The organism is Xylanibacillus composti, assembly GCF_018403685.1.
GTDB lineage: Bacteria > Bacillota > Bacilli > Paenibacillales > K13 > Xylanibacillus > Xylanibacillus composti.
In genome coordinates this window covers 1-23,226 of the sequence record NZ_BOVK01000016.1, presented here as the reverse complement: position 1 = coordinate 23,226, position 23,226 = coordinate 1, and the positions used below count along the sequence as shown (strand labels likewise).

The 23,226-nt window shown below is 54.5% G+C and carries 23 protein-coding genes; all 23 read left to right on the top strand.

The features are described from left to right. The first annotated feature begins 430 nt into the window (after positions 1-430). The 23 genes from dpsA (at position 431) to XYCOK13_RS06910 (ending at position 23,125) form a co-directional block, all read left to right on the top strand. Entirely contained in the window at positions 431-1,330 is a 900-nt protein-coding gene (gene dpsA, locus XYCOK13_RS07020) for a dipicolinate synthase subunit DpsA (protein WP_213411180.1), read from the top strand. Beyond that, complete coding sequence (locus XYCOK13_RS07015) at positions 1,327-1,950, top strand: dipicolinate synthase subunit B (protein WP_213411179.1); 624 nt, start codon at positions 1,327-1,329, stop codon at positions 1,948-1,950. Before dpsA ends, XYCOK13_RS07015 begins: the two co-directional genes overlap by 4 nt. Before the next feature lie 44 nt (positions 1,951-1,994). Next, positions 1,995-3,041, top strand: a complete 1,047-nt coding sequence (locus XYCOK13_RS07010) for an aspartate-semialdehyde dehydrogenase (RefSeq protein ID WP_213411178.1) — start codon at positions 1,995-1,997, stop codon at positions 3,039-3,041. Positions 3,042-3,104: 63 nt separating this feature from the next. Next, positions 3,105-4,325 (top strand): aspartate kinase, encoded by a 1,221-nt coding sequence (gene dapG, locus XYCOK13_RS07005; protein WP_213411177.1) that lies wholly within the window; start codon positions 3,105-3,107, stop codon positions 4,323-4,325. A 24-nt stretch (positions 4,326-4,349) separates the two neighbouring features. Next, positions 4,350-5,213 carry a 4-hydroxy-tetrahydrodipicolinate synthase gene (dapA, locus tag XYCOK13_RS07000; protein WP_213411176.1) on the top strand — a complete coding sequence of 288 codons (864 nt, stop codon included), beginning with the start codon at positions 4,350-4,352 and terminating at the stop codon, positions 5,211-5,213. 213 nt (positions 5,214-5,426) lie between these two features. After that, positions 5,427-7,100: a ribonuclease J gene (locus tag XYCOK13_RS06995; protein WP_213411175.1), complete on the top strand. Its 1,674-nt coding sequence runs from the start codon at positions 5,427-5,429 to the stop codon at positions 7,098-7,100. Positions 7,101-7,107: 7 nt separating this feature from the next. Next, positions 7,108-7,269, top strand: coding sequence for a hypothetical protein (locus XYCOK13_RS06990; RefSeq protein ID WP_213411174.1), 162 nt, complete (start codon positions 7,108-7,110; stop codon positions 7,267-7,269). 114 nt (positions 7,270-7,383) lie between these two features. After that, the gene (locus XYCOK13_RS06985; protein ID WP_280520882.1) at positions 7,384-8,076 is read left to right on the top strand and encodes a ClpP family protease; all 693 of its coding nucleotides are present in this window, start codon (positions 7,384-7,386) and stop codon (positions 8,074-8,076) included. After that, complete coding sequence (locus XYCOK13_RS06980; RefSeq protein WP_213411172.1) at positions 8,073-8,300, top strand: YlzJ-like family protein; 228 nt, start codon at positions 8,073-8,075, stop codon at positions 8,298-8,300. Before XYCOK13_RS06985 ends, XYCOK13_RS06980 begins: the two co-directional genes overlap by 4 nt. Positions 8,301-8,360: 60 nt before the next feature. Next, entirely contained in the window at positions 8,361-11,063 is a 2,703-nt protein-coding gene (locus XYCOK13_RS06975) for an FtsK/SpoIIIE family DNA translocase (protein ID WP_213411171.1), read from the top strand. Positions 11,064-11,255: 192 nt separating this feature from the next. Continuing rightward, positions 11,256-12,023 carry a spore cortex-lytic enzyme gene (sleB, locus tag XYCOK13_RS06970; RefSeq protein WP_213411170.1) on the top strand — a complete coding sequence of 256 codons (768 nt, stop codon included), beginning with the start codon at positions 11,256-11,258 and terminating at the stop codon, positions 12,021-12,023. 379 nt (positions 12,024-12,402) lie between these two features. Continuing rightward, positions 12,403-13,713: an EF-P 5-aminopentanol modification-associated protein YfmF gene (yfmF, locus tag XYCOK13_RS06965; protein WP_244865050.1), complete on the top strand. Its 1,311-nt coding sequence runs from the start codon at positions 12,403-12,405 to the stop codon at positions 13,711-13,713. Further along, positions 13,694-15,004, top strand: coding sequence for an EF-P 5-aminopentanol modification-associated protein YfmH (yfmH, locus tag XYCOK13_RS06960; protein ID WP_213411168.1), 1,311 nt, complete (start codon positions 13,694-13,696; stop codon positions 15,002-15,004). Before yfmF ends, yfmH begins: the two co-directional genes overlap by 20 nt. Continuing rightward, on the top strand, positions 15,001-15,750 hold the full coding sequence (ymfI, locus tag XYCOK13_RS06955; protein WP_244865049.1) for an elongation factor P 5-aminopentanone reductase: 750 nt from the start codon (positions 15,001-15,003) through the stop codon (positions 15,748-15,750). Before yfmH ends, ymfI begins: the two co-directional genes overlap by 4 nt. 80 nt (positions 15,751-15,830) lie before the next feature. Beyond that, positions 15,831-16,082 (top strand): DUF3243 domain-containing protein, encoded by a 252-nt coding sequence (locus tag XYCOK13_RS06950; protein ID WP_213411167.1) that lies wholly within the window; start codon positions 15,831-15,833, stop codon positions 16,080-16,082. 226 nt (positions 16,083-16,308) lie between these two features. Continuing rightward, on the top strand, positions 16,309-17,052 hold the full coding sequence (locus XYCOK13_RS06945; protein WP_244865056.1) for a DUF3388 domain-containing protein: 744 nt from the start codon (positions 16,309-16,311) through the stop codon (positions 17,050-17,052). Between the two features lie 46 nt (positions 17,053-17,098). Beyond that, complete coding sequence (locus XYCOK13_RS06940) at positions 17,099-17,974, top strand: helix-turn-helix domain-containing protein (RefSeq protein WP_213411165.1); 876 nt, start codon at positions 17,099-17,101, stop codon at positions 17,972-17,974. Positions 17,975-18,048: 74 nt separating this feature from the next. Beyond that, positions 18,049-18,216 (top strand): hypothetical protein, encoded by a 168-nt coding sequence (locus tag XYCOK13_RS06935; RefSeq protein ID WP_213411164.1) that lies wholly within the window; start codon positions 18,049-18,051, stop codon positions 18,214-18,216. A gap of 137 nt (positions 18,217-18,353) precedes the next feature. After that, entirely contained in the window at positions 18,354-18,845 is a 492-nt protein-coding gene (locus XYCOK13_RS06930) for a YajQ family cyclic di-GMP-binding protein (RefSeq protein ID WP_213411163.1), read from the top strand. Positions 18,846-18,942: 97 nt separating this feature from the next. Next, positions 18,943-20,274, top strand: coding sequence for a 30S ribosomal protein S12 methylthiotransferase RimO (gene rimO / locus XYCOK13_RS06925; protein ID WP_213411162.1), 1,332 nt, complete (start codon positions 18,943-18,945; stop codon positions 20,272-20,274). Continuing rightward, positions 20,271-20,891 (top strand): CDP-diacylglycerol--glycerol-3-phosphate 3-phosphatidyltransferase, encoded by a 621-nt coding sequence (gene pgsA / locus XYCOK13_RS06920; RefSeq protein WP_213411161.1) that lies wholly within the window; start codon positions 20,271-20,273, stop codon positions 20,889-20,891. Before rimO ends, pgsA begins: the two co-directional genes overlap by 4 nt. 214 nt (positions 20,892-21,105) lie before the next feature. Continuing rightward, positions 21,106-21,312 carry a hypothetical protein gene (locus XYCOK13_RS06915; RefSeq protein ID WP_213411160.1) on the top strand — a complete coding sequence of 69 codons (207 nt, stop codon included), beginning with the start codon at positions 21,106-21,108 and terminating at the stop codon, positions 21,310-21,312. A 505-nt stretch (positions 21,313-21,817) separates the two neighbouring features. Next, positions 21,818-23,125, top strand: a complete 1,308-nt coding sequence (locus XYCOK13_RS06910) for a competence/damage-inducible protein A (RefSeq protein WP_213411159.1) — start codon at positions 21,818-21,820, stop codon at positions 23,123-23,125. Positions 23,126-23,226: the final 101 nt, after the last annotated feature.

Here is a 23,226-nt window from a genome sequence, read left to right as displayed (position 1 = left end):
GGGAACATCAGCTTTTCTCATTCAGCGAAACTTAATCGGCAACAACTCGCAGGCAATTTTGCGCAAACGATCGCCACTCCTCTCCTCTCAGAGCTCTCACCCGGTTTAGGCATCGATCTCGCCAGACCACGTATTGATCACCCCAAACACACATCGCCATTCGCCTTTCTTGAAATCGAAGCATATAGTATCCCATCGGCAAACTACGATTTATTTTACACTCGGTCAGCGCTGCAATAAATCGTATCTGCGGCAATTGCAGCGACGTGGCTGCAAAGCTGAGCGAAGGGGATAGCGAACGAAATGCATGTACTGCGGCAAGCATTCGAGCCAGTTGGAGCGGCAGACGGGAAAGCAGTCACCACTATTTGGGCGCATGCATACGATGAGGTATTGGAAAAGGGCGCAGAAAGGAGTGAACCTATCCGTTATGCTGACAGGTCTGAACGCTGTATTGATTGGCGGCGATGCCAGACAGCTGGAAGTGATTCACAGACTGGCTGAATTGGACGCAAGCGTGACTTTGGTCGGATTCGATAATTTGCAAAATCAATATGGCGGCGTGAGCAAGGCGGAGCTGTCCGAATCGCTACTGTGCGAGGCGGACGCGATTTTGCTGCCGGTTGTCGGCATGGATGACGACGGCAAGATCGATTCGGTGTTTGCTGCAGAACCCATTCAATTGGAAGAAAAGCACTTCAAGAGCATCAATGCCCACGCTGTCATGTATACAGGCATGGCCAAACCTAAGTTGAAGCAGCTGTGCCAGGATTATCAGGTGCGCCTGGTGGAGTTATTGGAACGGGATGATGTGGCCATCTACAATTCAATTCCCACCGCTGAAGGGGCGTTGATGATTGCGATTCAAAATACGGATTTCACGATACATGGTTCCCGGGCGATGGTGCTCGGTTTCGGCAGAACCGGCGTTACGATGGCCAGAACGCTGCAGGGATTGGGCGCGAAGGCGATGGTTGGCGTAAGACGGGAGGATCATTTCGCCAGGGCATTGGAGATGGGATTTGAGCCGTTCTACACGCATTCGGTCAGTGAAAAGGCGAAGGAAGTTGACTTGCTTTTTAATACAATTCCATCTATGATAGTCACAGCGCAAGTCATAGCCAATCTTCCTCACCATGCCTTCATTATCGATTTGGCCTCCAAGCCCGGCGGTACGGATTTCCGCTATGCCGAAAGACGGGGGATCAAAGCGATGCTCGCGCCGGGGCTGCCCGGAATTGTCGCGCCGAAGACGGCGGGACGCATCATCGCGAGCTGCGTGTCCCGATTGATCATGGAGGATTTTTCGAAACGGGGGAATGAGGAATGAATTGGAAGGATGTTACGATCGGATTTGCTTTGACTGGTTCCCATTGCACGCTGCCGGAAATCATGCCGATTATCAAGCAATTTGTGGATACGGGCGCCAACGTGATCCCGATTGCCACCGAGACCGTTATGCAGACGGATACCCGCTTCGGCAAGTCGGAGGATTGGCAAAAACAGTTGAAAGAAATGACAGGGAATGATATCATTTCTTCAATTGTAGACGCAGAGCCGTTGGGGCCTTCCAAGAAGCTGGATATTATGCTTATTGCGCCTTGCACCGGCAATACGACGAGCAAGCTGGCGAATGCCATGACAGACAGTCCGGTGCTAATGGCCGCCAAAGCCCAGCTGCGCAATCAGCGTCCGCTTGTCTTAGCTATTTCTACCAATGATGCGCTGGGATTGAATGCATCTAATCTTGCGAAATTGATGAATACCAAAAATATCTACTTCGTGCCGTTCGGGCAGGATGCGCCTGAAGTGAAGCCGAACTCGCTTGTGTCCCGGATGGAGCTTGCACTGGAAGCGTGCGAAGCCGCCTATCAGGGCAAGCAGCTGCAGCCGATGCTTTGCGAGAAATTTCGTTACGTGTCTGCACCGCAACCGGAATCGCACACATGAAGCGGATATAAAATAGGAAAATAGAGGAGAGGGGAAGCTAGGAGATGTCGAATCAAAAGCAATTTCAAGTAGCAATCGTAGGTGCAACAGGCGCCGTAGGTGAGCAAATTCTCAAGCTGTTGGAAGAACGGAATTTCCCCGTCAAATCATTGAAGTTGTTGTCTTCTGCACGCTCGGCTGGCAAGAAGCTGACCTTCAAGGGCCAGGAGCTGACGGTAGAGGAAGCGAAGCCGGAGAGCTTCGAAGGTGTGGAAATTGCGCTGTTCAGCGCAGGCGGCGACGTGAGCCGCGAGCTGGCTCCGGCGGCTGTAGAGCGCGGAGCCATCTGTATCGATAACACCAATGCCTTCCGCATGGACCCGGATACGCCGCTGGTAGTGCCGGAAGTGAACATTGACAAGATTAACGAACACAAGGGCATTATCGCCAACCCGAACTGCTCGACCATTCAGATGGTCGCCGCATTAAAGCCTCTGCACGACCGTTACGGCATCGCCCGCATCATCGTGTCGACGTATCAGGCTGTATCGGGCGCGGGAGCGAAAGCGATCGAAGAAACGCTGCGCCAATCGCGTGAAGTGCTTGCCGGCAATGAGGCGAATCCGGATGTTCTGCCGGTAGGTTCCTTGCCGGTGAAGCACCAGATTGCGTTCAATGCCATTCCGCAGATTGATAAATTCCAGGACAACGGCTATACCCTGGAAGAGATGAAGATGATTCGCGAGACGAAAAAAATTATGGATGACGAATCCATTGAAGTTACGGCGACATGTGTCCGGATTCCGGTTGTCTATGGGCATTCCGAATCGGTTTATGTCGAGTTTAAGAAGGATTTTGATCTAGAAGAAGCGAAACAAATATTGTCCGATGCACCGGGAGTTGTGCTGCAGGACGATCCGGCGAATCAAGTATATCCATTGGCAACCGATGCGGCTGGCAAGCTGGACGTATTCGTTGGCCGCGTGCGCAAAGATATAAGTCACCCGCGTGCGTTGAATCTATGGATCGTTTCCGATAATTTGCTCAAGGGCGCAGCATGGAACGCGGTGCAAATCGCAGAATACATTGCCATAAAACAAGAAAAAGCCTGAAACTAAACTCAGGACGCATCTCGCCCGTCGCTTCCAGAAATAAAGATGGGTGGAGAGAGCTTCATGCGAATTCTTGTTCAAAAATTCGGCGGCACGTCCTTGTCCACGCCTGAAGCGAGAAAGCATGCCATCCGGCAAGTGAAGCATGCTCTCGAGCAGCAATATCGCATTGCAGTCGTTGTTTCCGCCATGGGGCGAAGCGGCGATCCTTATGCGACCGATACGCTGCTGCAGTGGATTCGCGATAACGGAGACCGGCTGCCTGAGAGAGAGACCGACCTGCTGCTGCACTGCGGGGAGCTGATTTCGGCTGCAACGATGTGCAGCCTGTTGCGATCGGAAGGGCTGCCTGCTGTTGTGTTGACCGGCGGCCAGGCGGGGATCGTGACCAATGACGATTTCGGCAACGCGCAGATTGTCATGATCGAGCCTGATCGCGTGCGCGCCCTGCTGGATGCCGGGCATGTTGTCGTCGTGACGGGCTTCCAGGGAAGAACGAAATCAGGCGATATCACGACTCTGGGCAGAGGCGGCAGCGACACGACAGCCACAGCGCTGGGAGCGGCGCTTAAGGCGGAACGAGTCGATATCTTCACAGATGTAAATGGCATTCTGACGGCCGACCCGCGAATTGTCGAGAACGCGGTGCCTTTGGAGCGCGTGTCGTACAATGAAATATGCCACCTCGCGCAAAACGGCGCCAAGGTGATTCATCCGCGGGCCGTGGAAATGGCTATGCAGGGCAATATTCCGGTGCGCGTGCGTTCGACATTTTCCGACGAGGAGGGCACGCTCGTGACTGCTCCGGAGGCTGCTCAGGGGGAACGGCCTGTTCAAGATCGCCTTATAACAGGTATCGCCAGCGTTCCGCATATTACGCAAATACAAATAACGGCGCCGGAAGGGCAGTATGATCTGCAGCTGGCCGTCTTCAAATCGATGGCCCAGCACCGCATTAGTGTGGATTTTATCAATGTAAATCCTTCTGGTGTGGTGTATACGGTTTTCGACAGCGAGGCGGACCGCGCCCATGAAGTTCTGCATAAGCTTGGCCTTGAAGCGCGCCTGACACGCAACTGCGCGAAGGTTTCGGTAATCGGCGGCGGCATGTCGGGAGTGCCCGGCATCATGGCGCGCATCGTCGAGTCCTTGACTTCGAAGGATATCCCGATCCTGCAATCCGCGGATTCGCATACGACGATCTGGGTGCTCGTGCAGGGCGGACATATGGAGGCGGCCGTGCGGTCGCTGCATGATCAATTTCAGCTTCATCTGGCAGGTTGAAGGTTGTGAAGGAGGAAGTTCATTGTGGATTTTGGAAAAGTAATTACGGCGATGGTGACCCCGTTCGACGCCAACGGCGAAATCGATTGGGCACGAACGGCCGAGCTGATTGAGCATCTCATCGTGGAGCAGGAAACGGACGGATTGGTAGTATGCGGCACGACGGGCGAGTCGCCGACATTGTCGGATGAAGAAAAGCTGCGCCTGTTCGCCTTTGCCGTAGAAAAAGCAAATAAGCGCTGTGCGGTCCTGGCCGGAACAGGCAGCAATAATACGGCGCATTCGATTCATCTCAGCAAGGAGGCAGAGAAGCTCGGAGTCGACGGTTTGCTGCTCGTCGCGCCTTATTACAATCGTCCGACGCAAGAAGGGCTTTACCAGCACTTCCAGGCAATTGCCGAATCCACAGACCTGCCAGTCATGCTGTACAACATCCCGAAACGTACGGGGGTCAACATCAATCCGGAGACGACGATCCGCTTGTCGTTCCTGGACAATGTCGTTGCGGTCAAAGAATCAATCGATCTGGAGCAAATCGCCGAAATACGCAGTCACGCTGCCGAAGGCTTTCGCATTTACAGCGGAGATGACGGCATGACGCTGCCGATCCTGTCAGTAGGCGGTTATGGGGTCGTAAGCGTTGCCTCGCATTTGATCGGCAAGGAGATTCGTGCCATGATCAACGCATTCGAGCAGGGCAATCCGGAGGAAGCCGGACGCTTGCATCGCGAGCTGCTGCCGATATTTAACGGCTTGTTCGTCTGCCCGAATCCGGTTCCCGTCAAGTATGCGCTTGGACTGAAGGGCTTGCCTGTAGGTTCGGTGCGCTTGCCGTTGGTCGAGGCTAACGAACACGAGAAGAAGCTGATCAGCCAGCTGTTTGCGTAGCACGTACAGCGGGCTTTATCCAAGAACATCTTTCGCAGACAAATCGATGTCTCGGCATCGATTTGTTTTTTTGGGTATTCTAATACATAACAGCAGTTCCCTTGTGTTTTCGCTTTCTGTTCATGTATAATGTTTTCTAAGTGACTAAGTGCGGTTTTTTTAGAAACGGTTTCCTATTTTGATCGTCGTCAATAATGTATAGGAGGTTTACAAGTGTCAAAAAAGAATAATGATAAAGTGACCATTTTCGCTCTAGGCGGCGTGGGTGAAATTGGCAAGAACATGTACTGTGTGCAATACGGCAACGATATTGTAGTCATTGATGCCGGGTTGAAATTCCCGGATGAAGATATGCTTGGGGTAGATATTGTCATTCCTGATATTTCCTATCTCTTGGACAATCGCGACAAGGTTCGCGCTATCTTGCTCACACATGGCCACGAAGATCACATTGGCGGATTGCCCTATGTGCTTCGCAACCTGAATGTGCCTGTATACGGTACGAAATTAACGCTCGGACTCGTAGAAAGCAAGCTGAAGGAAGCCGGTTTGCTGGGCGAAACGAAACGTATCTTGATCAATGCCGATTCGGAAGTGAAGCTCGGCAGCATGACAGCTACGTTCTTCAAGACGAACCACAGCATACCGGATTCCGTCGGGGTCTGCCTGGACACGCCTGAAGGACTGGTCGTGCACACGGGCGACTTCAAGTTTGACCATACGCCGGTTAATGATCAGTACGCGGATCTTCACAGGATGGCGGAAATCGGAAACCGTGGTGTGTTGGCGCTGCTTTCGGACAGTACGAACGCGGAGCGCCCCGGGTTCACTCCTTCGGAGAAAAGCGTGGGCAAGGAACTGAAGGAAGTGTTCCAACAAGCGCAGCAGCGCGTCGTGGTTGCCACCTTCGCTTCCAATATTCATCGCATTCAGCAAGTCATTGAAGCGGCTTACGAGACGAACCGCAAGCTCGCTGTTGTCGGACGCAGCATGGTCAATGTGGTGAATATTGCCGCTGAACTGGGCTATTTGAACGTGCCTGACGGCATGCTGATTGAACCGGAGGAAGTGAACAAGCTTGCAGGAAATCGCGTGGCGATCCTTTCGACCGGCAGTCAAGGCGAGCCGATGTCTGCCTTGACGCGAATGGCCAGATCGACGCATCGCAAGGTGGATATTTTGCCTGGCGATACGGTGGTTATTGCTGCTACGCCGATTCCCGGCAACGAGAAGTACGTTGGCCGTACTGTGGACGAACTGTTCCGCCTTGGCGCCAAGGTGATCTATGGCGGAAGCATGTCGGGCGTACACGTATCCGGTCATGGCAGCCAGGAAGAGCTGAAGCTGATGCTGAACCTGATGAGGCCTAAATATTTTATTCCGATTCACGGGGAATTCCGCATGCTGCGCCATCATGCTTTGCTCGGCGAGGCAGTGGGCGTTGAGCCGGAAAATATTTTTCTGATCGACATAGGGGATACCGTAGAAATTCAAAATGGACAGGCGCGCAAAGCGGGCAAGGTGCCATTCGGCAACGTGCTGATTGATGGATTGGGTGTCGGGGATGTCGGCAATATCGTTCTGCGCGACCGCAAGCTGCTGTCCCAGGACGGAATTCTGGTCGTCGTCGTGACCCTGAGCAAGCAAGAGGGACGTATCTTGTCGGGGCCGGACATCATTTCGCGCGGCTTCGTATACGTGCGCGAATCGGAAGGCTTGCTGGATGAGGCAAACAAGATCGTCATGAACACGCTGAACAAGTTAATGAACGAGAATGTCAATGAATGGGCTTCCTTGAAAACGCACGTCAAAGAAGCGCTGGGTCGATTCTTGTACGAACAAACACGAAGAAGACCGATGATCCTTCCAATCATAATGGAAGTATAGCGAATCCGTGAACCGAAGTCACTTAACAGAAAATGAAAAGCTCGGCATCGTCGGACGGGAATCTCTCGTCTGCTGCGGTGACGGGCTTTTTTTGCGTGCGGAAGGGGAGAATGGAGCGGGCTTGCCTGCGGCAGGGGGGATTTGCATGCATGAAGGCCGGATTCCCTAGCGGATACTAAATGAAGCATCGGATGGAGACGCATGACCTGTCCACGCCGTGCAAGTTCTGCGAAAAGGAGACGGACTAATGACGCAAGACAGAGGGAGACAAGATGTAGGTGAAATGCCGGACAAGAAAAACACCGTCACGGACACCATTCAACAGCTGGGGCAAACAACAGCGCCCATAGCCGATTCGAATTTATACTGCTTGACCATCATCGGGCAGGTGGAAGGACATATGACGCTGCCGCCGCAAAACAAAACAACGAAGTACGAGCATTTGATTCCGCAGCTGGTGGCGGCTGAGACGAATCCGAAAATTGAAGGAATTTTGGTAGTCCTCAATACGGTGGGCGGCGATGTGGAAGCGGGCCTCGCCATAGCGGAGATGATCGCTTCGCTATCAAAGCCGACTGTAACGGTTGTACTTGGCGGTGGTCACAGTATTGGCGTGCCGATTGCCGTTTCGGCGAACTGCTCGTTCATTGCGGAGACAGCCACGATGACGATTCACCCGATTCGTCTGAACGGACTTGTAATCGGCGTACCGCAGACGTTCGAGTATTTGGATAAGATGCAGGAGAGAGTCATCCGGTTTATTATGGCCCATTCGCGTATCGGGGAGGAGAAGCTGAAGGAGCTTATGTTCAAGACGGGCGAACTGACACGCGATATCGGCACGACGGTTGTCGGCACCGATGCGGTCACGTATGGCCTGATTGACCGTTTGGGCGGCATTGGCGACGCGATCGCGGAACTGAACCGTTTGATTGAGGAAAGGCGCGTAGCAAGGGAAGGGGGTTATATGCAGTGATCCATACGATTGTGCCGCTGGAGCAGGTGATGCAGGAGCCGGTGGACTCCCAGCGCGCTCCCACAAGAGAAGTGGTCATCAACGGCATCACGATGGAGATTGAGCCGATTGACGAGCAGCAGGCGCGCATTGTGCGCATCTTCAGCCCCCGTCCCAACGACTATCTGAATCCGGCCTATATGCCGGGGACCGTATTCAATTGGATCTCCGATTTGAGCCGCTAAATCTGAACGGGTGTTCGCACGACGTCGAAGTTGTGATATAATACAGGCGGGGGTGCGGACATGGCCAGAAAGCGAAAGAAAAAATCGTTTGGAACTAACCTCAAATTTGAAATATACGGCATAGTGCTGATTATGCTTTCTTGGATAACGATAGCCGGCAAAGGGGAACTGCCTGGGCTTGGTCCGGTAGGGAGAGCCATAAGCAGCCTATGCTTTTTTTTAGCAGGCAAGCTTTACTTTGTGCTTCCGCTGGTGCTGATTTATATAGGCGTGTACGTGATGGTCAAGCGGGAATGGCCTCGGTCCTGGTCCTACCGCAAGACAGGCCTGCTGCTGCTGATGGTCGCGTATGCGCTGCACTTACATATCGGTTTGTTTCAGGAATTGAGGCCGGAGGGGGGCGCAACCTCCAGAGAGATTATGAGCCAGCCTTTTCAGAACTTATCGGACAAGTTTCAGCCCGGCGGCAGTGATGCCGCATTCAAGCAGGCCGCCGGAGGCGGGTTTGTCGGCGCATTCGTTTATGGCATCAGCTCCTTGCTCTTTGATACGCTCGGCGCTCGCTTCATAGAAATTGCGCTGATCGCTATTGGTTTCATGTGCTTGACCGGATGGAGCTACGTGGAGATGGGGACGAAGCTCAGGGGCGCATTGCGCGGCATCGGTCAAGACACAGGACGCAAGGTTCGGGAATGGCAGGCGAAGCGCACGGCATCGAGGCTTGTGGTCGGGACGGATCGCCTGGAGGAGCCTGTGGAGGGAAGCATCGACGAGGAGACATACTGGCCGGAAAAGGAACGCAAGAAGGAGCGCAAGAAGCCGGTCTTCTTCGATCTGTTCCGTGCGTCGGACAAGTCGTCCGCCGAAGCCGGAACGCGCCAGGAGGAGCTGGAGAGCGACATCTATCCGAGCGATTCGGAGCCAGCGGATTATGATCCGGCTGGGACTTCGACAGGCGTTCGGGGAGAAAGTGAAGAGTGGGGCAATACGATTCGCTTCCGCGATTTCCAGGAGGAGTGGCAGGAGCAAGCGGATATCGCGGACGCCGGCCAATTGGATGGCGACCCGTTTGTGACAGAGCCGTCGTTCGAGCCTGATCCGTTCGAGGAAAGCGCCGATCCGGCTGCTGCCGCCGCGGACGGGCCGTTGATCAGCGAGACGAGACCGGGGACGCTTACCGTCAGCTTTCCGAAGGAAGAGGGGGCGGCGAGCGCTGCGGGAATGGGCAGCGTCCCGGCAGGAGCCTCAGCCCCCGCTCCAGGCCGCGGCGAGCAAGCGGAGCCGTCAGAAGAGATGGATCTTGCGCTCGGTGTCGGCGAAGCCGAGCCCGTACAGGAAAAGCCTTATACGCTTCCGTCCTTTCACCTGCTTGCGAAACCTGCGGGAGGCGGGCGTGCGGGCGCTTCTCTCGATTATCAGGCAAATGCCCGGAAGCTGGAGCAGACGATGGAGAGTTTTGGCGTGCGGGCAAAGGTTCTGGAGGTGGTCCGGGGTCCGTCCGTCACCCGCTATGAGATTCAGCCGGACGTCGGCGTGAAGGTGAGCCGGGTTGTCGGCCTGACGGACGACATTGCGCTTGCGCTGGCTGCGAAGGATATCCGCATGGAGGCGCCGATCCCCGGCAAGTCGGCAATTGGGATCGAGGTGCCCAACAGCGAGGTGGCGATCGTCTCGATGCGCGAGGTTATGGAGAGCGCCGCCTTCCACGAATCGGACGCCAAGCTGTCGATTGCGCTCGGGCGCGACATATCCGGCCAAGCGATTGTCGCCAATCTGGCGAAGATGCCGCATTTGCTAGTTGCGGGGGCGACAGGGTCGGGGAAATCCGTGTGCATCAACGGCATCATCACGAGTGTGTTGTTCAAGGCCAAGCCGGATGAAGTCAAGTTTCTCATGATCGACCCGAAAATGGTCGAGCTTAATGTATACAACGGCATTCCGCATCTGCTTGCACCGGTGGTTACCGATCCTCGCCGCGCTTCGCTTGCGCTGAAGAAGGTCGTGAAGGAAATGGAGCAGCGTTATGAGCAATTTTCCAAGTCCGGCACGCGCAACATTGAGGGCTATAACGCGCTGCTGGAGCAGCAGGGAGAGAAAAAGCTGCCTTATATCGTCGTCATCGTCGACGAGTTGGCAGATCTGATGATGGTGGCCGCCAATGACGTGGAAGACGCGATTTGCCGTCTGGCGCAAATGGCGCGTGCGGCCGGCATTCACTTGATTATCGCGACACAGCGTCCTTCCGTGGATGTAATCACCGGCGTAATCAAGGCCAATATCCCTTCGCGCATTGCGTTCGGCGTGTCGTCGCAAGTCGATTCGCGCACCATTCTCGATTCGGCCGGGGCAGAGAAGCTGCTGGGCCGCGGCGATATGCTGTTCGTGCCGGTCGGCGCTTCCAAGCCGATCCGTATACAGGGAGCCTTCCTGTCGGACAAGGAGGTAGAAGCGGTCGTCGATTTCGTAAGGACGCAGCAGGAAGCCGTATATCGCGAGGAACTGGTGCCTACCGTGGAGGAGGCTTCTGCAGCGCCGCAGGAAGCGGAGGACGAACTGTACGATCAGGCTGTTCAGGTGGTGCTGGAGGCCAAGCAGGCCTCGGTATCGCTGCTTCAGCGCCGCATGCGTATCGGCTATACGCGCGCAGCAAGACTGATTGACGCCATGGAGGCCAAAGGGGTAGTCGGTCCCTATGAAGGGAGCAAGCCCAGAGAGGTGCTCGTAAGCCTCGAACAATACAACCATAGCCAAATTCCGTCCTAATGGCTTCGCCGCAGCTGCCTTTGGAACATGTGCTCATGTTCCGGAGGCAGTTTTTTCCTATGTTTGGGTGATGTTCACTATCCGTGGCGGCGAGAGCCAGCCTAGGGGAACTTTGAATAGAACGGGAATTCCTTTCTCATACTAAGCGAAGCGCAATGCGAAAAGCCTACGAACAGAGAAAGGTGAAGCCCGATGAAAACTCGTTTACTCTTAGTGACTTGCTGCGTGATGATTGCCCTGCTCTCTCTGGCCCAGTGGAAGGACTGGCGGGATTCGGAGCCTGCTTTCAGTAAGGCCACGATAAAATATGGCTCGCAGGGCAGCGATGTTCGCGAATTGCAAGGGAGATTGAAATTTCTCGGTTATTATCATGGAAATGTGGATGGGGATTTCGGCTACCAAACGCTGAACGCCGTTAAAAACTTCCAAAGTGCTTTCGGCATGACGGTAGACGGGATCGCCGGTTCCAAGACGAAGCTGCGTCTATGGGAAGCGACCAAAAACTGGCGTCCCGGCGACGAGAATTTCGGTGCCAATCCGGGTGGCGGCGGCGGAGGGGGCGGCGGCGCCCGCCAACAGATTGCGACGTCCAACCATCTTGGGCTCAGTGACAATGATCTTAACCTCATGGCTAATGCCGTGTATGGGGAAGCAAGGGGCGAGCCTTACGAAGGACAAGTAGCTGTGGCGGCCGTCATCCTGAACCGGATCAAATCCGCGAGCTTTCCGAATACGGTATCGGAGGTCATCTTCCAGCCAAGAGCCTTCACCGCTGTGGCAGACGGCCAGATTTGGCTGACGCCAAATGAGAGGGCCAAGCAAGCGGTTATGGATGCCATTAACGGGTGGGACCCATCTGGCGGCTGTATTTATTACTTCAACCCTGACACGGCTACATCGGGATGGATTTGGACCCGGCCACAAGTGAAACAAATTGGCAAGCATATCTTCTGTATGTAGAGAATAGCCATTAGCAACCGGCCGATGCCGAGCGGATCATATGTCCGGCAGCTGGCGGGTTGCTTTTTTTATAATGTGAAGGTACCAGGAGTAAGCGGCGAAGGATTCACTTCACGGGCCCTGCAAAAGTAATCGGAATTCGCCTCGGAGCTTTGCTTCACTTTTGTGGGTTCAAATCCGGGCCCTGCAAAAGTAATCGGAATGCGCCTCGGAGCTTTGCTTCACTTTTGTGGGTTCAAATCCGGGCCCCGCAAAAGTAATCGGAATTCGCCTCAGAGCTTTGCTTCACTTTTGTGGGTCTTGTTTATTTGTATTGGATACCCAGTTGGGTTAGAATAAGGCGATGAAAGGACGTTTGACCTCACTCAAAGAAAGGAGAATGGTCTTGCAGGAATTGACCTTTATTCGGGACCGAGTAGGCCCTATCCGATTGCATGTTCTGCCTACAGACCGCTTCAAGACGTTTGCTGTCTCGATGTTCATGGGCCGCAAGCTGGAGGAGGATACGGTGACGCCGACTGCGCTCGCGCCGTTCGTGCTGCGCCGCGGCAATGCTGCTTATCCGGAGACGAAGCGATTCCGGGAAGCGCTGGATCATTTGTACGGAGCCGGCTTCGGCTTTGATATTTATAAGCGGGGGGACGCGCAAATCGTTCAATTCCGCATGGATGTGATCAATGACAAGTTTGTGCAGGATGATCGTTCGTTGCTTGCAGAGACGCTGTCTTTTTTGGGAGAAACCATTACAAATCCGCATACCGAACAAGGGGGATTCTCGTCTAAATATGTGGAGGAAGAAAAAGAAACGCTTCGCAAGCGATTGGATGCTGTTGTCAACGACAAGATCCGTTATGCGGCTGAGCGCTGCATAGAAGAAATGTGCGAAGGCGAGCCCTATCGCCTCCATCCGCTGGGCAATCGGGATCAATTGAAGGGGCTGGATGCCGAAAACTTGTACACTGCCTATCAGGCCTGGATTCGCGAAGCCGCCCTCGACCTGTATGTGGTCGGCGATGTGTCGATGGATGCTGTGAAGGAATTGGTAGCGAAGCATTTCCGTCTGAGCGGCGGCGAGCCGGCCGCTTACCCTGAAGTGTCTGTTCGTGCGGGCCGCGGCACGGTGAAAACCGTAACAGACCGCCTGGATGTCAAGCAGGGCAAGTTGAACCTGGGACTGCGGCTGCCGATCACGTATGCGCACGCCGATTATCCGGCCGCTCTGATGTACAACGGAATATTGGGCGGATATCCGCACTCGAAAATGTTCGTCAATGTACGGGAGAAGGCCAGTTTGGCTTACTATGCTTCATCCCGCTTCGACGGCCACAAAGGCATCTTGACCATTCAATCCGGAATCGAGTTCGAGAAATACGAACAGGCGCTGGCCATTATGAAAGAGCAGTTGGAAGCGATGAAGCGTGGGGACATCTCTGACGTGGAATATGCGCAAACCCAGGCCATGATTGCGAACCATGTGCGGGAAATTCAGGATTCGGCGCATGAGATGATCGGCTTTGACTTCAATGCTGTCTTGTCAGGCAAGACACGAACGCCCAAGCAGCTGCTGGAAGCGGTGAAGAGTGTCAGCCGCGATCAGATTCGCGCCGTTGCCGAACAAGTTGAACTGGACACGGTGTATTTCCTGCGCGACCGAAAGGAGGGGGACGCCCATGCAGACGAAGCATTATGAGCGGGTGCAGGAGACGCTTGTACATGATCGATTGCCGAACGGGCTTGATGTGTTTATTTTGCCAAAGCCGGGTTTTCAAAAGACCTATGCGACCTTCACTGCCAAATATGGCTCGATGGATCATCACTTTCAGCCTCCCGGCGAGGAAAAACTGCGTGTCCCCGACGGAATTGCCCACTTTTTGGAGCATAAAATGTTCGAAGAGCCGACTGGCGACATATTCGCCCAATTTGCAGCGCAGGGCGCATCGGCCAATGCGTTCACGAGCTTCGACCGAACCGCCTACTTATTTTCGGCAACCGAGCAGATTTCAGAAAATGTGGAAACGCTCTTGCATTTCGTGCAGAATCCGTATTTCACCGACGAGAACGTGGAGAAGGAAAAAGGCATTATCGGCCAGGAGATCGACATGTATCAGGATAATGCGGATTGGCGGGCGTATTTCGGCTTGATCGAGGCATTGTACCAGAAGCACCCGGTACATATCGATATAGCAGGGACGAAAGCTTCTATCGCACAAATTACGAAAGAGCTTCTTTATACGTGCTACCGCACGTTTTACCACCCCTCCAATATGGTGCTGTTCATAGTGGGCGGTGTCGATCCGGAGGAGATGATGCTCTTGATCAGGGACAATCAGGCGAAGCGGGAGATGGCGCCTCAGGCGGAGATCAAGCGGTTTTTTGAGGAAGAGCCGGCTGATGTGCGCGAAGCCAAGCGTGTCTCGCGCTTGCCGGTGTCGCTGCCAAAATGCTTGATCGGCTTCAAGGATACGCCGGGAGCAGAAGGCGGGCCGGAAGCGCTGCGGCAGGAGCTTGAGATGAAGATTTTGCTCGATCTGTTGTTCGGACCCAGCTCAGCGGCTTTTCAGAAATTGTATGAGGAGCGCTTGATTTCGGACCAGTTCGCAACCGAGTACAACTGGGGCTCCGGCTATTCATTCTCCGTCATCGGCGGGGAAACCAGGGACCCCGAGCTTCTGGTGCAGCGTGTGCGCGAGGAGGTGGAGCGGGTTCGGCAGGCAGGCATTGCCGAGCAGGACTTCGAGCGGAGCAAGCGCAAGAAGATCGGCGCTTACTTGCGCATGTTGAATTCACCGGAAGCGATAGCAAATGAGTTCACAAAATACCGGTTCAAGGGCATTGATTTTTTCACAATTCTGGATGAGTACGAGGCCATGACCCTGGACCGGATCGAGCGCCGCCTGCAAACGCACTTTGAATGGGAAAGGCAGTCCGTTTCGATTGTGGCCAGCGAGGAGCAGAATGCTGCCTCCGGTGAGCGCGGATGAACCGAGCGCTTTCCGAAATGACCGTGCTTGTCACGGGTGCAAGCAGAGGCATCGGCGCCGCAATTGCCAAACGATTTGCAATGGTCGGTATGAACATCTGCATCCACTATTTGCAAGCGCATGAGGAGGCCAATGAAACAGCCCGCGCCTGCATAAAGCTCGGCGGCCAGGTAATGACGGCCTCCGCCGATTTGCGCGATCGCACGCAAGTGATCCGGCTGAAGGAACGGATGGATATGCAGGGTTTCAAGCCGGACATCTTGGTGAACAACGCGGCTGTCAGCCATTATGGCATGCTCAGCGATTTGACCGATGAAGTATGGGATGATGTGATGGCTTTGAACCTGCGGGGCACGTTCATTTGCTCCCAGCTGTTCATGCCGCATATGATCAGCCAGCGGTTCGGACGGATTATCAACATCTCCTCGGTATGGGGAGAGAAGGGCGCCTCTTGCGAAGCGCTGTATGCCGCCACGAAGGGCGGCATGAATGCCTTGACCAAGTCGCTGGCGAAGGAACTGGCGCCGTCGGGGGTAACGGTCAATGCTGTCGCGCCCGGCGTCGTCGATACCGAGATGATGGCTGGCTTTGACCAAGCTGAGAAGCAGGCCTTGCAGGAGGATATTCCTGCAGGCCGGTTTGCCCAGCCGGATGAGATTGCGTCCCTGGTTTATTTCCTCGCCCTGCCGGAATCGGGCTACATCAATGGCCAGATCATCAGCCCGAACGGCGGCTGGCAGACGTAAGATACGCATAATTTCGCCGAATCTCCGCATATTAAGACTGTTGCCGTCATTAACTTTTAAACAAAGGAGATGGAGCGAAAATGTCAACGGTTTTGGAAACTTTCGACAAGTGGAAAGCATTCCTGGCTGAGCGTGTCAACCAGGCGCAGGCTTCCGGTATGGGCGAGGACATGATTGCCAAATTGGCGTTTCAAATCGGCGAGTTTCTGGAGGACAAGGTAGATCCGAAAAACGGCGAGGAGCGCCTGCTGCAGCAGCTGTGGCAAGTGGGCACAGAAGAAGAGCGCAAGACGATGGCCCGCATGATGGTGAAACTGGTTGATCAGAAGTAAATTTGGAATAAAAAAGGCAGTGCCCCTCTTAACTGGGGGGGCTCTCTCTATTTGCAGAAGTTTTTTCCATGCCAGTGCGAAATTCTCGAGAAAAACACAAACAAACGAGCAGGAGAATGGCGAAGTTTGTAGAAAACTATGTTAAATTGTACGCATGAATGAGGTGCATCGAGTGAGCCAGGAAACGCACAATGCTCCGTCACAAACAGAGCCGAAGCAATGGTATATGGAATATCGCATACATAAGAATCGTCCCGGCTTGCTGGGAGATATTGCCTCAATGATGGGTATGCTGAATATTAATATTTTGACCATTAACGGGGTGGAGGATCGGACTAGAGGGATGCTGCTGGAATCGTCTGACGACGAGAAGATTGAATGGATGGGCCGCATGTTGGCAAAGGTAAGCAATATTACGGTTACGGCGCTTCGTTCGCCCCGCCTCGTCGATATTTTGGCCGTTCGGCACGGAAGGTACATTGAACGGGATTCCGACGACCGGAAGACGTTCCGCTTCACACGAGACGAGCTGGGACTGCTGGTTGACTTTCTTGGCGAAGTTTTCAAGCGCGAAGGCAATCAAGTTATCGGTTTGCGGGGGATGCCGCGAGTCGGCAAGACGGAATCCATTATCGCGGGCAGCGTCTGTTCGAACAAGCGCTGGACCTTTGTGTCTTCGACCTTGCTGCGGCAGACCGTACGCAATCATCTGTCCGAAGAAGAAATGAAGCCGGACAACATCTTCATTATCGACGGCATTGTCAGCACGCTCCGCTCTACCGAGAAGCACTACGAACTGTTAAAGACGATTATGGATATGCCCTCAACCAAGGTGATCGAGCACCCCGATGTGTTTGTCAATGAATCGGAATATGATTACGCGGATTTCGATTTCATCGTGGAGCTGCGCCATACCCCGGATGAGGTCATCGATATGGAAGCCATTACTTCCAAGCTAGAAGGCTTCTGATGCGAAGCTGTTTCGTAGCGAAAATAAGGATCAGGAGGTGAGCCTTATGTCCGATCTGGGTCAGCTGCTCAAGAAAGCGCGCAATGAACGCAAGTTGACTTTAGAGGATTTGCAAGAATCGACAAAAATCCGCAAGCGTTACCTGGAAGCGATAGAGGAAGGCGATTTCAAGGTGCTTCCGGGCAATTTTTATACACGAGCCTTCATCAAAAGCTATGCGGAGGCCGTGGGTCTGGACCCAGAGGAAGTCATGCGATTGTACCGGAACGTTATTCCTGACAACAAGGCTGAACCGAAGCCGGAAGCAGGGAGGCCGCGCAGGCGTTCGGTTGCCAATATGGACCGCATCTCCAAGTGGATGACATCGCTCTTATTGTTTTCATTTCTTCTGCTTATCGTGATTGTGATTTATTCGGTTGCCTACAATAAGGATCAGCCTGAAGAGGAGATTACGAATCCGCCCATCACCGACGAGGTGGCGCCGGACACAGGGGAGAACGATGGAGCGGAATCGGTCGCGGATCCACTGCCGGAGACTGAGCCGGAGATTGAAGCAGAGCCCGAACCGGAGGTAGCTTACGTCAACCAGGACGGGTCGAATTACATCTACTCGGTTTCGAACGTGGATCAGCTCGAAATTGAGCTGGCTTTCCCGAACGGCGACTGCTACGTAGTGGCGCGCCATGGGGACAGCAACGGCACGCCAATCGAGACGCAAGCCAGGAATAACATGTATCACCAAGCAGATACAGACCGGATTGTGAGCGACGGCTCCGTCTGGATACGGTTCGGCAAGCCGAGCTCCGCAGAAATTCGGGTGAACGGGGTGCTGCTGGAGGAGGAAAAGCTCAAGGAAAGCAATCCTTGGAATGTACAAATCAACTTGGTCAAAGCGGAAGCTGATACGACTCCAGAGGTGTAAATGCGGATAAACCCCGGTAGATCGGACATACTACCTGTAGAATCAGATTCCATTTAAATCTGGGGGTATATGTCATGACAGCTAGCTGGGTAGTAACGGGTCTTGGCGTTGTCGTCAGCCTGCTCGGGTGGTATTTGACACCGGATGCCTGGGGCTATGGGATATTCGGTTTCGGCTTGGCGCATATTGTGCTGGGCGTACTGGATATGTTCCGCGATCCGGCCCGCCGCAGGGCAGAATAGCAGCCCGATGAGTTCGAGCACAGAAACATGCACGCAGGAACGGGAAGCAAAAAGCTTCCCCCTGTGTGCTTTTTTTTGATGACGCGGGCTGGTATAATTTTCACAAGAAATAAATCTAGGAAAGGCGGGAATGGTCTATGGCCTCCGAACACTCTTTTGATATCGTATCGAAGCTGGATATGCAGGAAATGACGAATGCGGTGCAGCAGGCCGAAAGAGAAATCGAAACCCGGTACGATTTCAAGGGCAGCAAGAGCGCAATCAAGCTGGAGGACGGACAGCTGGTTGTCAGCTCGGATGATGAATATAAGCTCAACAGTGTGCTGGATATCCTCCAATCGAAGATGGTGAAGCGTGGCATTTCCGTGAAAAGTCTGGATTATGGCAAGGTAGAGCCGGCCTCCGGGGGAACTGTGCGCCAGCACATCAAGCTCAGACAAGGGGTTGATCAGGATAACGCCAAGAAGATCAACATCATGATCCGGGACAGCAAGCTGAAGGTGAAAAGCCAGATACAAGGCGATCAAATCCGTGTCAGCGGAAAAAGTCTGGACGATCTTCAGCGGGTTATGCAAATTCTGAGAGAGGCGGATTTGCCGCTTGCGCTGCAGTTCGTCAACTATCGTTAAATTGCGGGCAATGACGGGAGGGAACCGTCTTTGACACCCTTTCGGGCTTGTATTATACTTTGTTAAGAATTCGAATAGGACCGATGGGGGAACACGAATGACGGAGAAAGTGAAAGTGACGACACTCGGCTGCGAGAAAAATCTCGTAGATTCGGAAATCATGGTCGGTCTCGTGCAGCAGCGCGGCTTCTCGATCGCGGAGAGCAACGAGGAAGCAACGGTCATGATTGTCAATACATGCGGATTTATCGATGCGGCGAAGGAAGAGTCGGTCAATACGATTCTCGATATGGCCGATCTGAAGCGCACGGGCAATCTGAAGGCGCTGATTGTCTCCGGCTGCCTGACGCAGCGCTACAAGGAAGAACTGATGAAGGAAATGCCTGAAATTGACGGGATTGTAGGAACGGGCGATTTCCATAAGATTAATGAAATTATCGACGAAGCGCTGCTCGGTCGCAAGCCGGTGATGGTCGGGAATCCGGTTTTCAATTATGAGCAGGCGCTCCCCCGCACGCTGACTACGCCGCGTTACACGGCTTATATTAAAATTGCCGAAGGCTGCGACAATGCCTGCACCTTCTGCAGTATTCCTATCATGCGGGGCAAGTTCCGCAGCCGCTCCATCGAATCGATTGTAGCTGAAGCGGAAAACCTGGCCCAGCAAGGCGTGCGCGAGATTAGTCTGATCGCGCAGGATTCCACCAATTACGGCACGGATCTGTACGATACCTTTATGCTTCCCGAGCTGTTGAACCGGGTATCGGAAGTGCCGGGCATTGCCTGGGTTCGTTTGCATTATGCGTATCCCGGATTTTTCACCGACGAGCTGATTGACGTAATTGCGAGCAATCCAAAGATCTGCAAGTATATCGATATGCCGCTTCAGCACAGTGAAGATCATATACTGAAAAAGATGCGCAGACCGGGCAGACAGCGCGATGTGCGCGAGCTGATCGAGAAGATACGCAGCCGCATTCCGAGCGTCGCGTTGCGGACATCGCTGATTGTAGGCTTCCCTGGCGAAACGGAAGAGGATTTCGAGAAGCTGTGCCGTTTCGTGGAGGAGGTGCGCTTCGACCGGTTGGGCGTGTTCGCTTATTCGAAGGAAGAAGACACGCCTGCCTCCCGCTTGCCGGATCAAGTGCCGGAGGATGTGAAGGAATGGCGGGCGAATACGCTGATGGAAATCCAGCGCCGCATTTCCAGCGAGCAGAACAGCCGTCATGTGGGCAAGACGATCGATGTCTTGATCGAACGCTACGACGGCCGCAACGATGTGTACATTGGACGCTCCCAATTCGACGCGCCTGAAATTGACGGGGAAGTGTATGTTTCCCGTGTCGAGACGGACATAGGCGAAATTCGCAAAGTAAAAATTACGCACGCCTACGAATTTGACTTGTCCGGGGAGGGAGTACCGGTATGAATTTGGCCAACCGTATCACGCTGGCACGCATTTTTTTGGTCCCGGTCATCATGTTTTTTTTGCTGGTCCGGTTGGATTTGCCGAGGATCACGTTTGCGGATTTTGCGATAACGTATAATCAGATTATCGCCACGCTGATCTTCATTCTTGCAGCCAGCACGGATGGGTTGGACGGTTATATTGCGCGCAAGAACAAGATTGTGACCAATTTGGGCAAGCTGCTCGATCCGCTTGCCGACAAGCTGCTGATCGCAGCGGTGCTTATATCGCTTGTCGATATGGGCAAGCTTGACGCTTGGATTGCCATCGTCATTATCAGCCGCGAATTTGCGGTTACCGGCTTGCGGCAAATTGCGCTGCTGGACGGTCATGTCATGGCCGCGAGCAAGTGGGGCAAGTGGAAGACGGCGATCCAGATTACGGCTATCATTGCTTTGCTGTTGAACAATTTCCCGTTCACTTTTATCGGTGTGCCGTTTGACCAGATTGCAAGCTGGCTGGCGGCCATCATCACGATCTATTCGGGCATCGATTATTTCGTCAAGAACAAGCAGGTCATCCACTTGCCGCGCAAGAAGGACGAGACGAACAACGGCTCGGAAAAAAGCGAGGCATAGGTGTCGGGATGCAGCGTGCTCCGCGCGCGGCTGCCGGTGCTGTGCAGGAGTGCAACGGGTTTGTATTTGTATGCCGACTGCGGCCAGTAAAGCCTGTGAAAGCGCAGGAGGCGCTCGATGAGTGCAGCCTGTGTTTTTCACGGGTTTTTTCTGTGATGTGGGGGCGCCGGTTCGGAGTTGTGGGCAGGAATGACGGGAAGTTGCTGGTGGTTGGGTGCTGTGCTGGAATGGCGGGAAGCTGCTGGTGGTTCGGGCGTTATGCTGGAATGGCGGGAAGTTGCTGGTGGTTCGAGCGCTGTGCTGGAATGGCGGGGAAGCTGCTGGTGATTCGGGCGTTGCTGCTGGAACGGCGGGGAAGCTGCTGGTGGTTCGAGCGTTGCTGCTGGAACAGCGGGAAGCTGCTGTCAGCTCGGAGCGCTAACGGAAGTAGATGACGCTATTGGGTGTATTTCGGAGTGAAAGGAATTGTAACGGAACTGAGAGACCTTATGCAATAGGTTTCGGGCGAGCTGTGGCCAGTTTTGCGGTATTAAGGGCCAGGAGTTCCGTTAGAATGAGAAGTGCGCGAAAAATGAGCAAATAACGTCTGTCAGTTCCGTTAGCCGGCGTTCCTGCTCCGGTTGGAGACTGCCAGCGCCAGTACGGGATGGACTAGGCAGGGGAAAGTGGAACTGTGTCGCTGCTTGTACAGGGGCCGCCAACGGCAGTATATGTTCCGCACTGGGATGTACTCCGACAAATCGGCACTCTCGCTTGCCAGCGCAGGTTGCGAGCCGACTTAACGGGAGCATGATTTCTACATAAATGGGGCGCTCGACAAAGTGGCATGTCAATGCCTACACCGCTTGGCGGTTAGATAAAAAAAGCAGCGCATTTACTATGAATAGCAGATTGCATCTGAATAAAGGGAAGGGGCTTTGACTGCTATGAACAAAACGCTGGAATCAGCAGAGATTATCGCGGTTGGCACGGAATTGCTGCTGGGCCAAATTGCGAATACGAATGCCCAGTATTTGTCCACGGAGCTGGCCGGTCTCGGCTTGAATGTGTTCCGCCATACTGCTGTCGGCGACAACCCTGCGCGCATTCGCGAGGCGCTGGAGGCTGCGGCGGAACGGGCTGACCTGCTGATCGTGACGGGCGGGTTGGGGCCGACGCAGGACGATGTGACGAGAGAAGTGACCGCGGAATTTCTCGGCGAGACGGTGGAGATGGATGCCGCGGGGCTGGAGAAGATCGAGGCGTTCTTCCGCGAGCGGGGGCTGACGATGGCCGAGAGCAACCGCCGCCAGGCGCTGACGATTCGAAGATCGGATACGCTGCCGAACGATACGGGCATGGCTGTAGGCAGCGCCTACGCAGGGGAGCGCTGCGCGCTAATTCTGCTGCCGGGTCCGCCGCGGGAGCTGCGGCCGATGTTCGCGCGCTACGCGGTGCCGTGGCTCAGGCAGCGGCTTCCCGACATGCAGCCGCTCTATTCGCGGATGCTCCGCTTCGCCGGCATCGGGGAGTCCAGCCTGGAAAAGCAGCTGCTCGACTTAATTGAAGGGCAGCAGGACCCGACGCTTGCTCCTTATGCGAAGGAAGGCGAAGTGACAGTCCGCGTGACGACCAGAGCGGCGAACGAGCAGGAGGCTGAGGAGAAGCTTGCGCCTCTGCTGCGGGAAATTCGGAAGCGGGTAGGCGATCATTTGTACGCAGAGACGGACATACCGCTTGAGCAGGCTGTAGCCGAGCTGCTGCTGGCCAGGGGAGAGCGGCTGGCAGCTGCCGAGAGCTGCACGGGAGGCAAGCTGAGCGATCTGCTCACCGGTGTGCCGGGCAGCTCGAGTGTGTTCGCCGGTTCCGTCGTCTGTTACACGAATGCAGTCAAGCAGCGCCTGCTGCAGGTGCCGGCCGATTGGCTGGAGCCGGCTCCCGGTCCTGAGCAGGCGGATACGGCTGAGCCGCCGTACGGCGCGGTCAGCGCGCGAACGGCCGAGCGCCTGGCGGAGCAAGCGGCCGCGTTAATGGAGGCGGACTGGGCGCTCGCTCTGACCGGAGCCGCCGGACCCGACCCGGCCGAAGGGCATCCGCCCGGCACAGTCTATATCGCGCTGGCCAGACGGGGCGAGCGAGCCAGCGCTCAGAAGCTGCTGCTGACCGGGGATCGCGACATGATCAAGCTGAAGGCGTGCAAGCATGCGCTTTTTTTTCTGTGGAAGCGATTGGTTAAGGGTGTCAATAGTCTGTGAAAATGTCACCTTAACTTTTCTAAGAAAATGTCACTTTCAGTGTGGATCGAGGCCGTCTAAAAAGAGGCCTCGAAATAGCCGTTGTGCTGTGAGTACATGCA

What these genes read in the sequence shown, in the direction of transcription:
- XYCOK13_RS06985 (WP_280520882.1), top strand. Translation starts at nt 7,384, where the DNA reads ATGCCGGACAAGAAAAACACCGTCACGGACACCATTCAACAGCTGGGG.
- XYCOK13_RS06975 (WP_213411171.1), top strand. Translation starts at nt 8,361, where the DNA reads ATGGCCAGAAAGCGAAAGAAAAAATCGTTTGGAACTAACCTCAAATTT.
- dpsA (WP_213411180.1), top strand. Translation starts at nt 431, where the DNA reads ATGCTGACAGGTCTGAACGCTGTATTGATTGGCGGCGATGCCAGACAG.
- dapG (WP_213411177.1), top strand. Translation starts at nt 3,105, where the DNA reads ATGCGAATTCTTGTTCAAAAATTCGGCGGCACGTCCTTGTCCACGCCT.
- XYCOK13_RS06910 (WP_213411159.1), top strand. Translation starts at nt 21,818, where the DNA reads ATGAACAAAACGCTGGAATCAGCAGAGATTATCGCGGTTGGCACGGAA.
- sleB (WP_213411170.1), top strand. Translation starts at nt 11,256, where the DNA reads ATGAAAACTCGTTTACTCTTAGTGACTTGCTGCGTGATGATTGCCCTG.
- XYCOK13_RS06930 (WP_213411163.1), top strand. Translation starts at nt 18,354, where the DNA reads ATGGCCTCCGAACACTCTTTTGATATCGTATCGAAGCTGGATATGCAG.
- pgsA (WP_213411161.1), top strand. Translation starts at nt 20,271, where the DNA reads ATGAATTTGGCCAACCGTATCACGCTGGCACGCATTTTTTTGGTCCCG.
- rimO (WP_213411162.1), top strand. Translation starts at nt 18,943, where the DNA reads ATGACGGAGAAAGTGAAAGTGACGACACTCGGCTGCGAGAAAAATCTC.
- XYCOK13_RS06935 (WP_213411164.1), top strand. Translation starts at nt 18,049, where the DNA reads ATGACAGCTAGCTGGGTAGTAACGGGTCTTGGCGTTGTCGTCAGCCTG.
- XYCOK13_RS06945 (WP_244865056.1), top strand. Translation starts at nt 16,309, where the DNA reads ATGGAATATCGCATACATAAGAATCGTCCCGGCTTGCTGGGAGATATT.
- yfmH (WP_213411168.1), top strand. Translation starts at nt 13,694, where the DNA reads ATGCAGACGAAGCATTATGAGCGGGTGCAGGAGACGCTTGTACATGAT.
- XYCOK13_RS06950 (WP_213411167.1), top strand. Translation starts at nt 15,831, where the DNA reads ATGTCAACGGTTTTGGAAACTTTCGACAAGTGGAAAGCATTCCTGGCT.
- ymfI (WP_244865049.1), top strand. Translation starts at nt 15,001, where the DNA reads ATGAACCGAGCGCTTTCCGAAATGACCGTGCTTGTCACGGGTGCAAGC.
- XYCOK13_RS06940 (WP_213411165.1), top strand. Translation starts at nt 17,099, where the DNA reads ATGTCCGATCTGGGTCAGCTGCTCAAGAAAGCGCGCAATGAACGCAAG.
- XYCOK13_RS07010 (WP_213411178.1), top strand. Translation starts at nt 1,995, where the DNA reads ATGTCGAATCAAAAGCAATTTCAAGTAGCAATCGTAGGTGCAACAGGC.
- XYCOK13_RS07015 (WP_213411179.1), top strand. Translation starts at nt 1,327, where the DNA reads ATGAATTGGAAGGATGTTACGATCGGATTTGCTTTGACTGGTTCCCAT.
- yfmF (WP_244865050.1), top strand. Translation starts at nt 12,403, where the DNA reads ATGGTCTTGCAGGAATTGACCTTTATTCGGGACCGAGTAGGCCCTATC.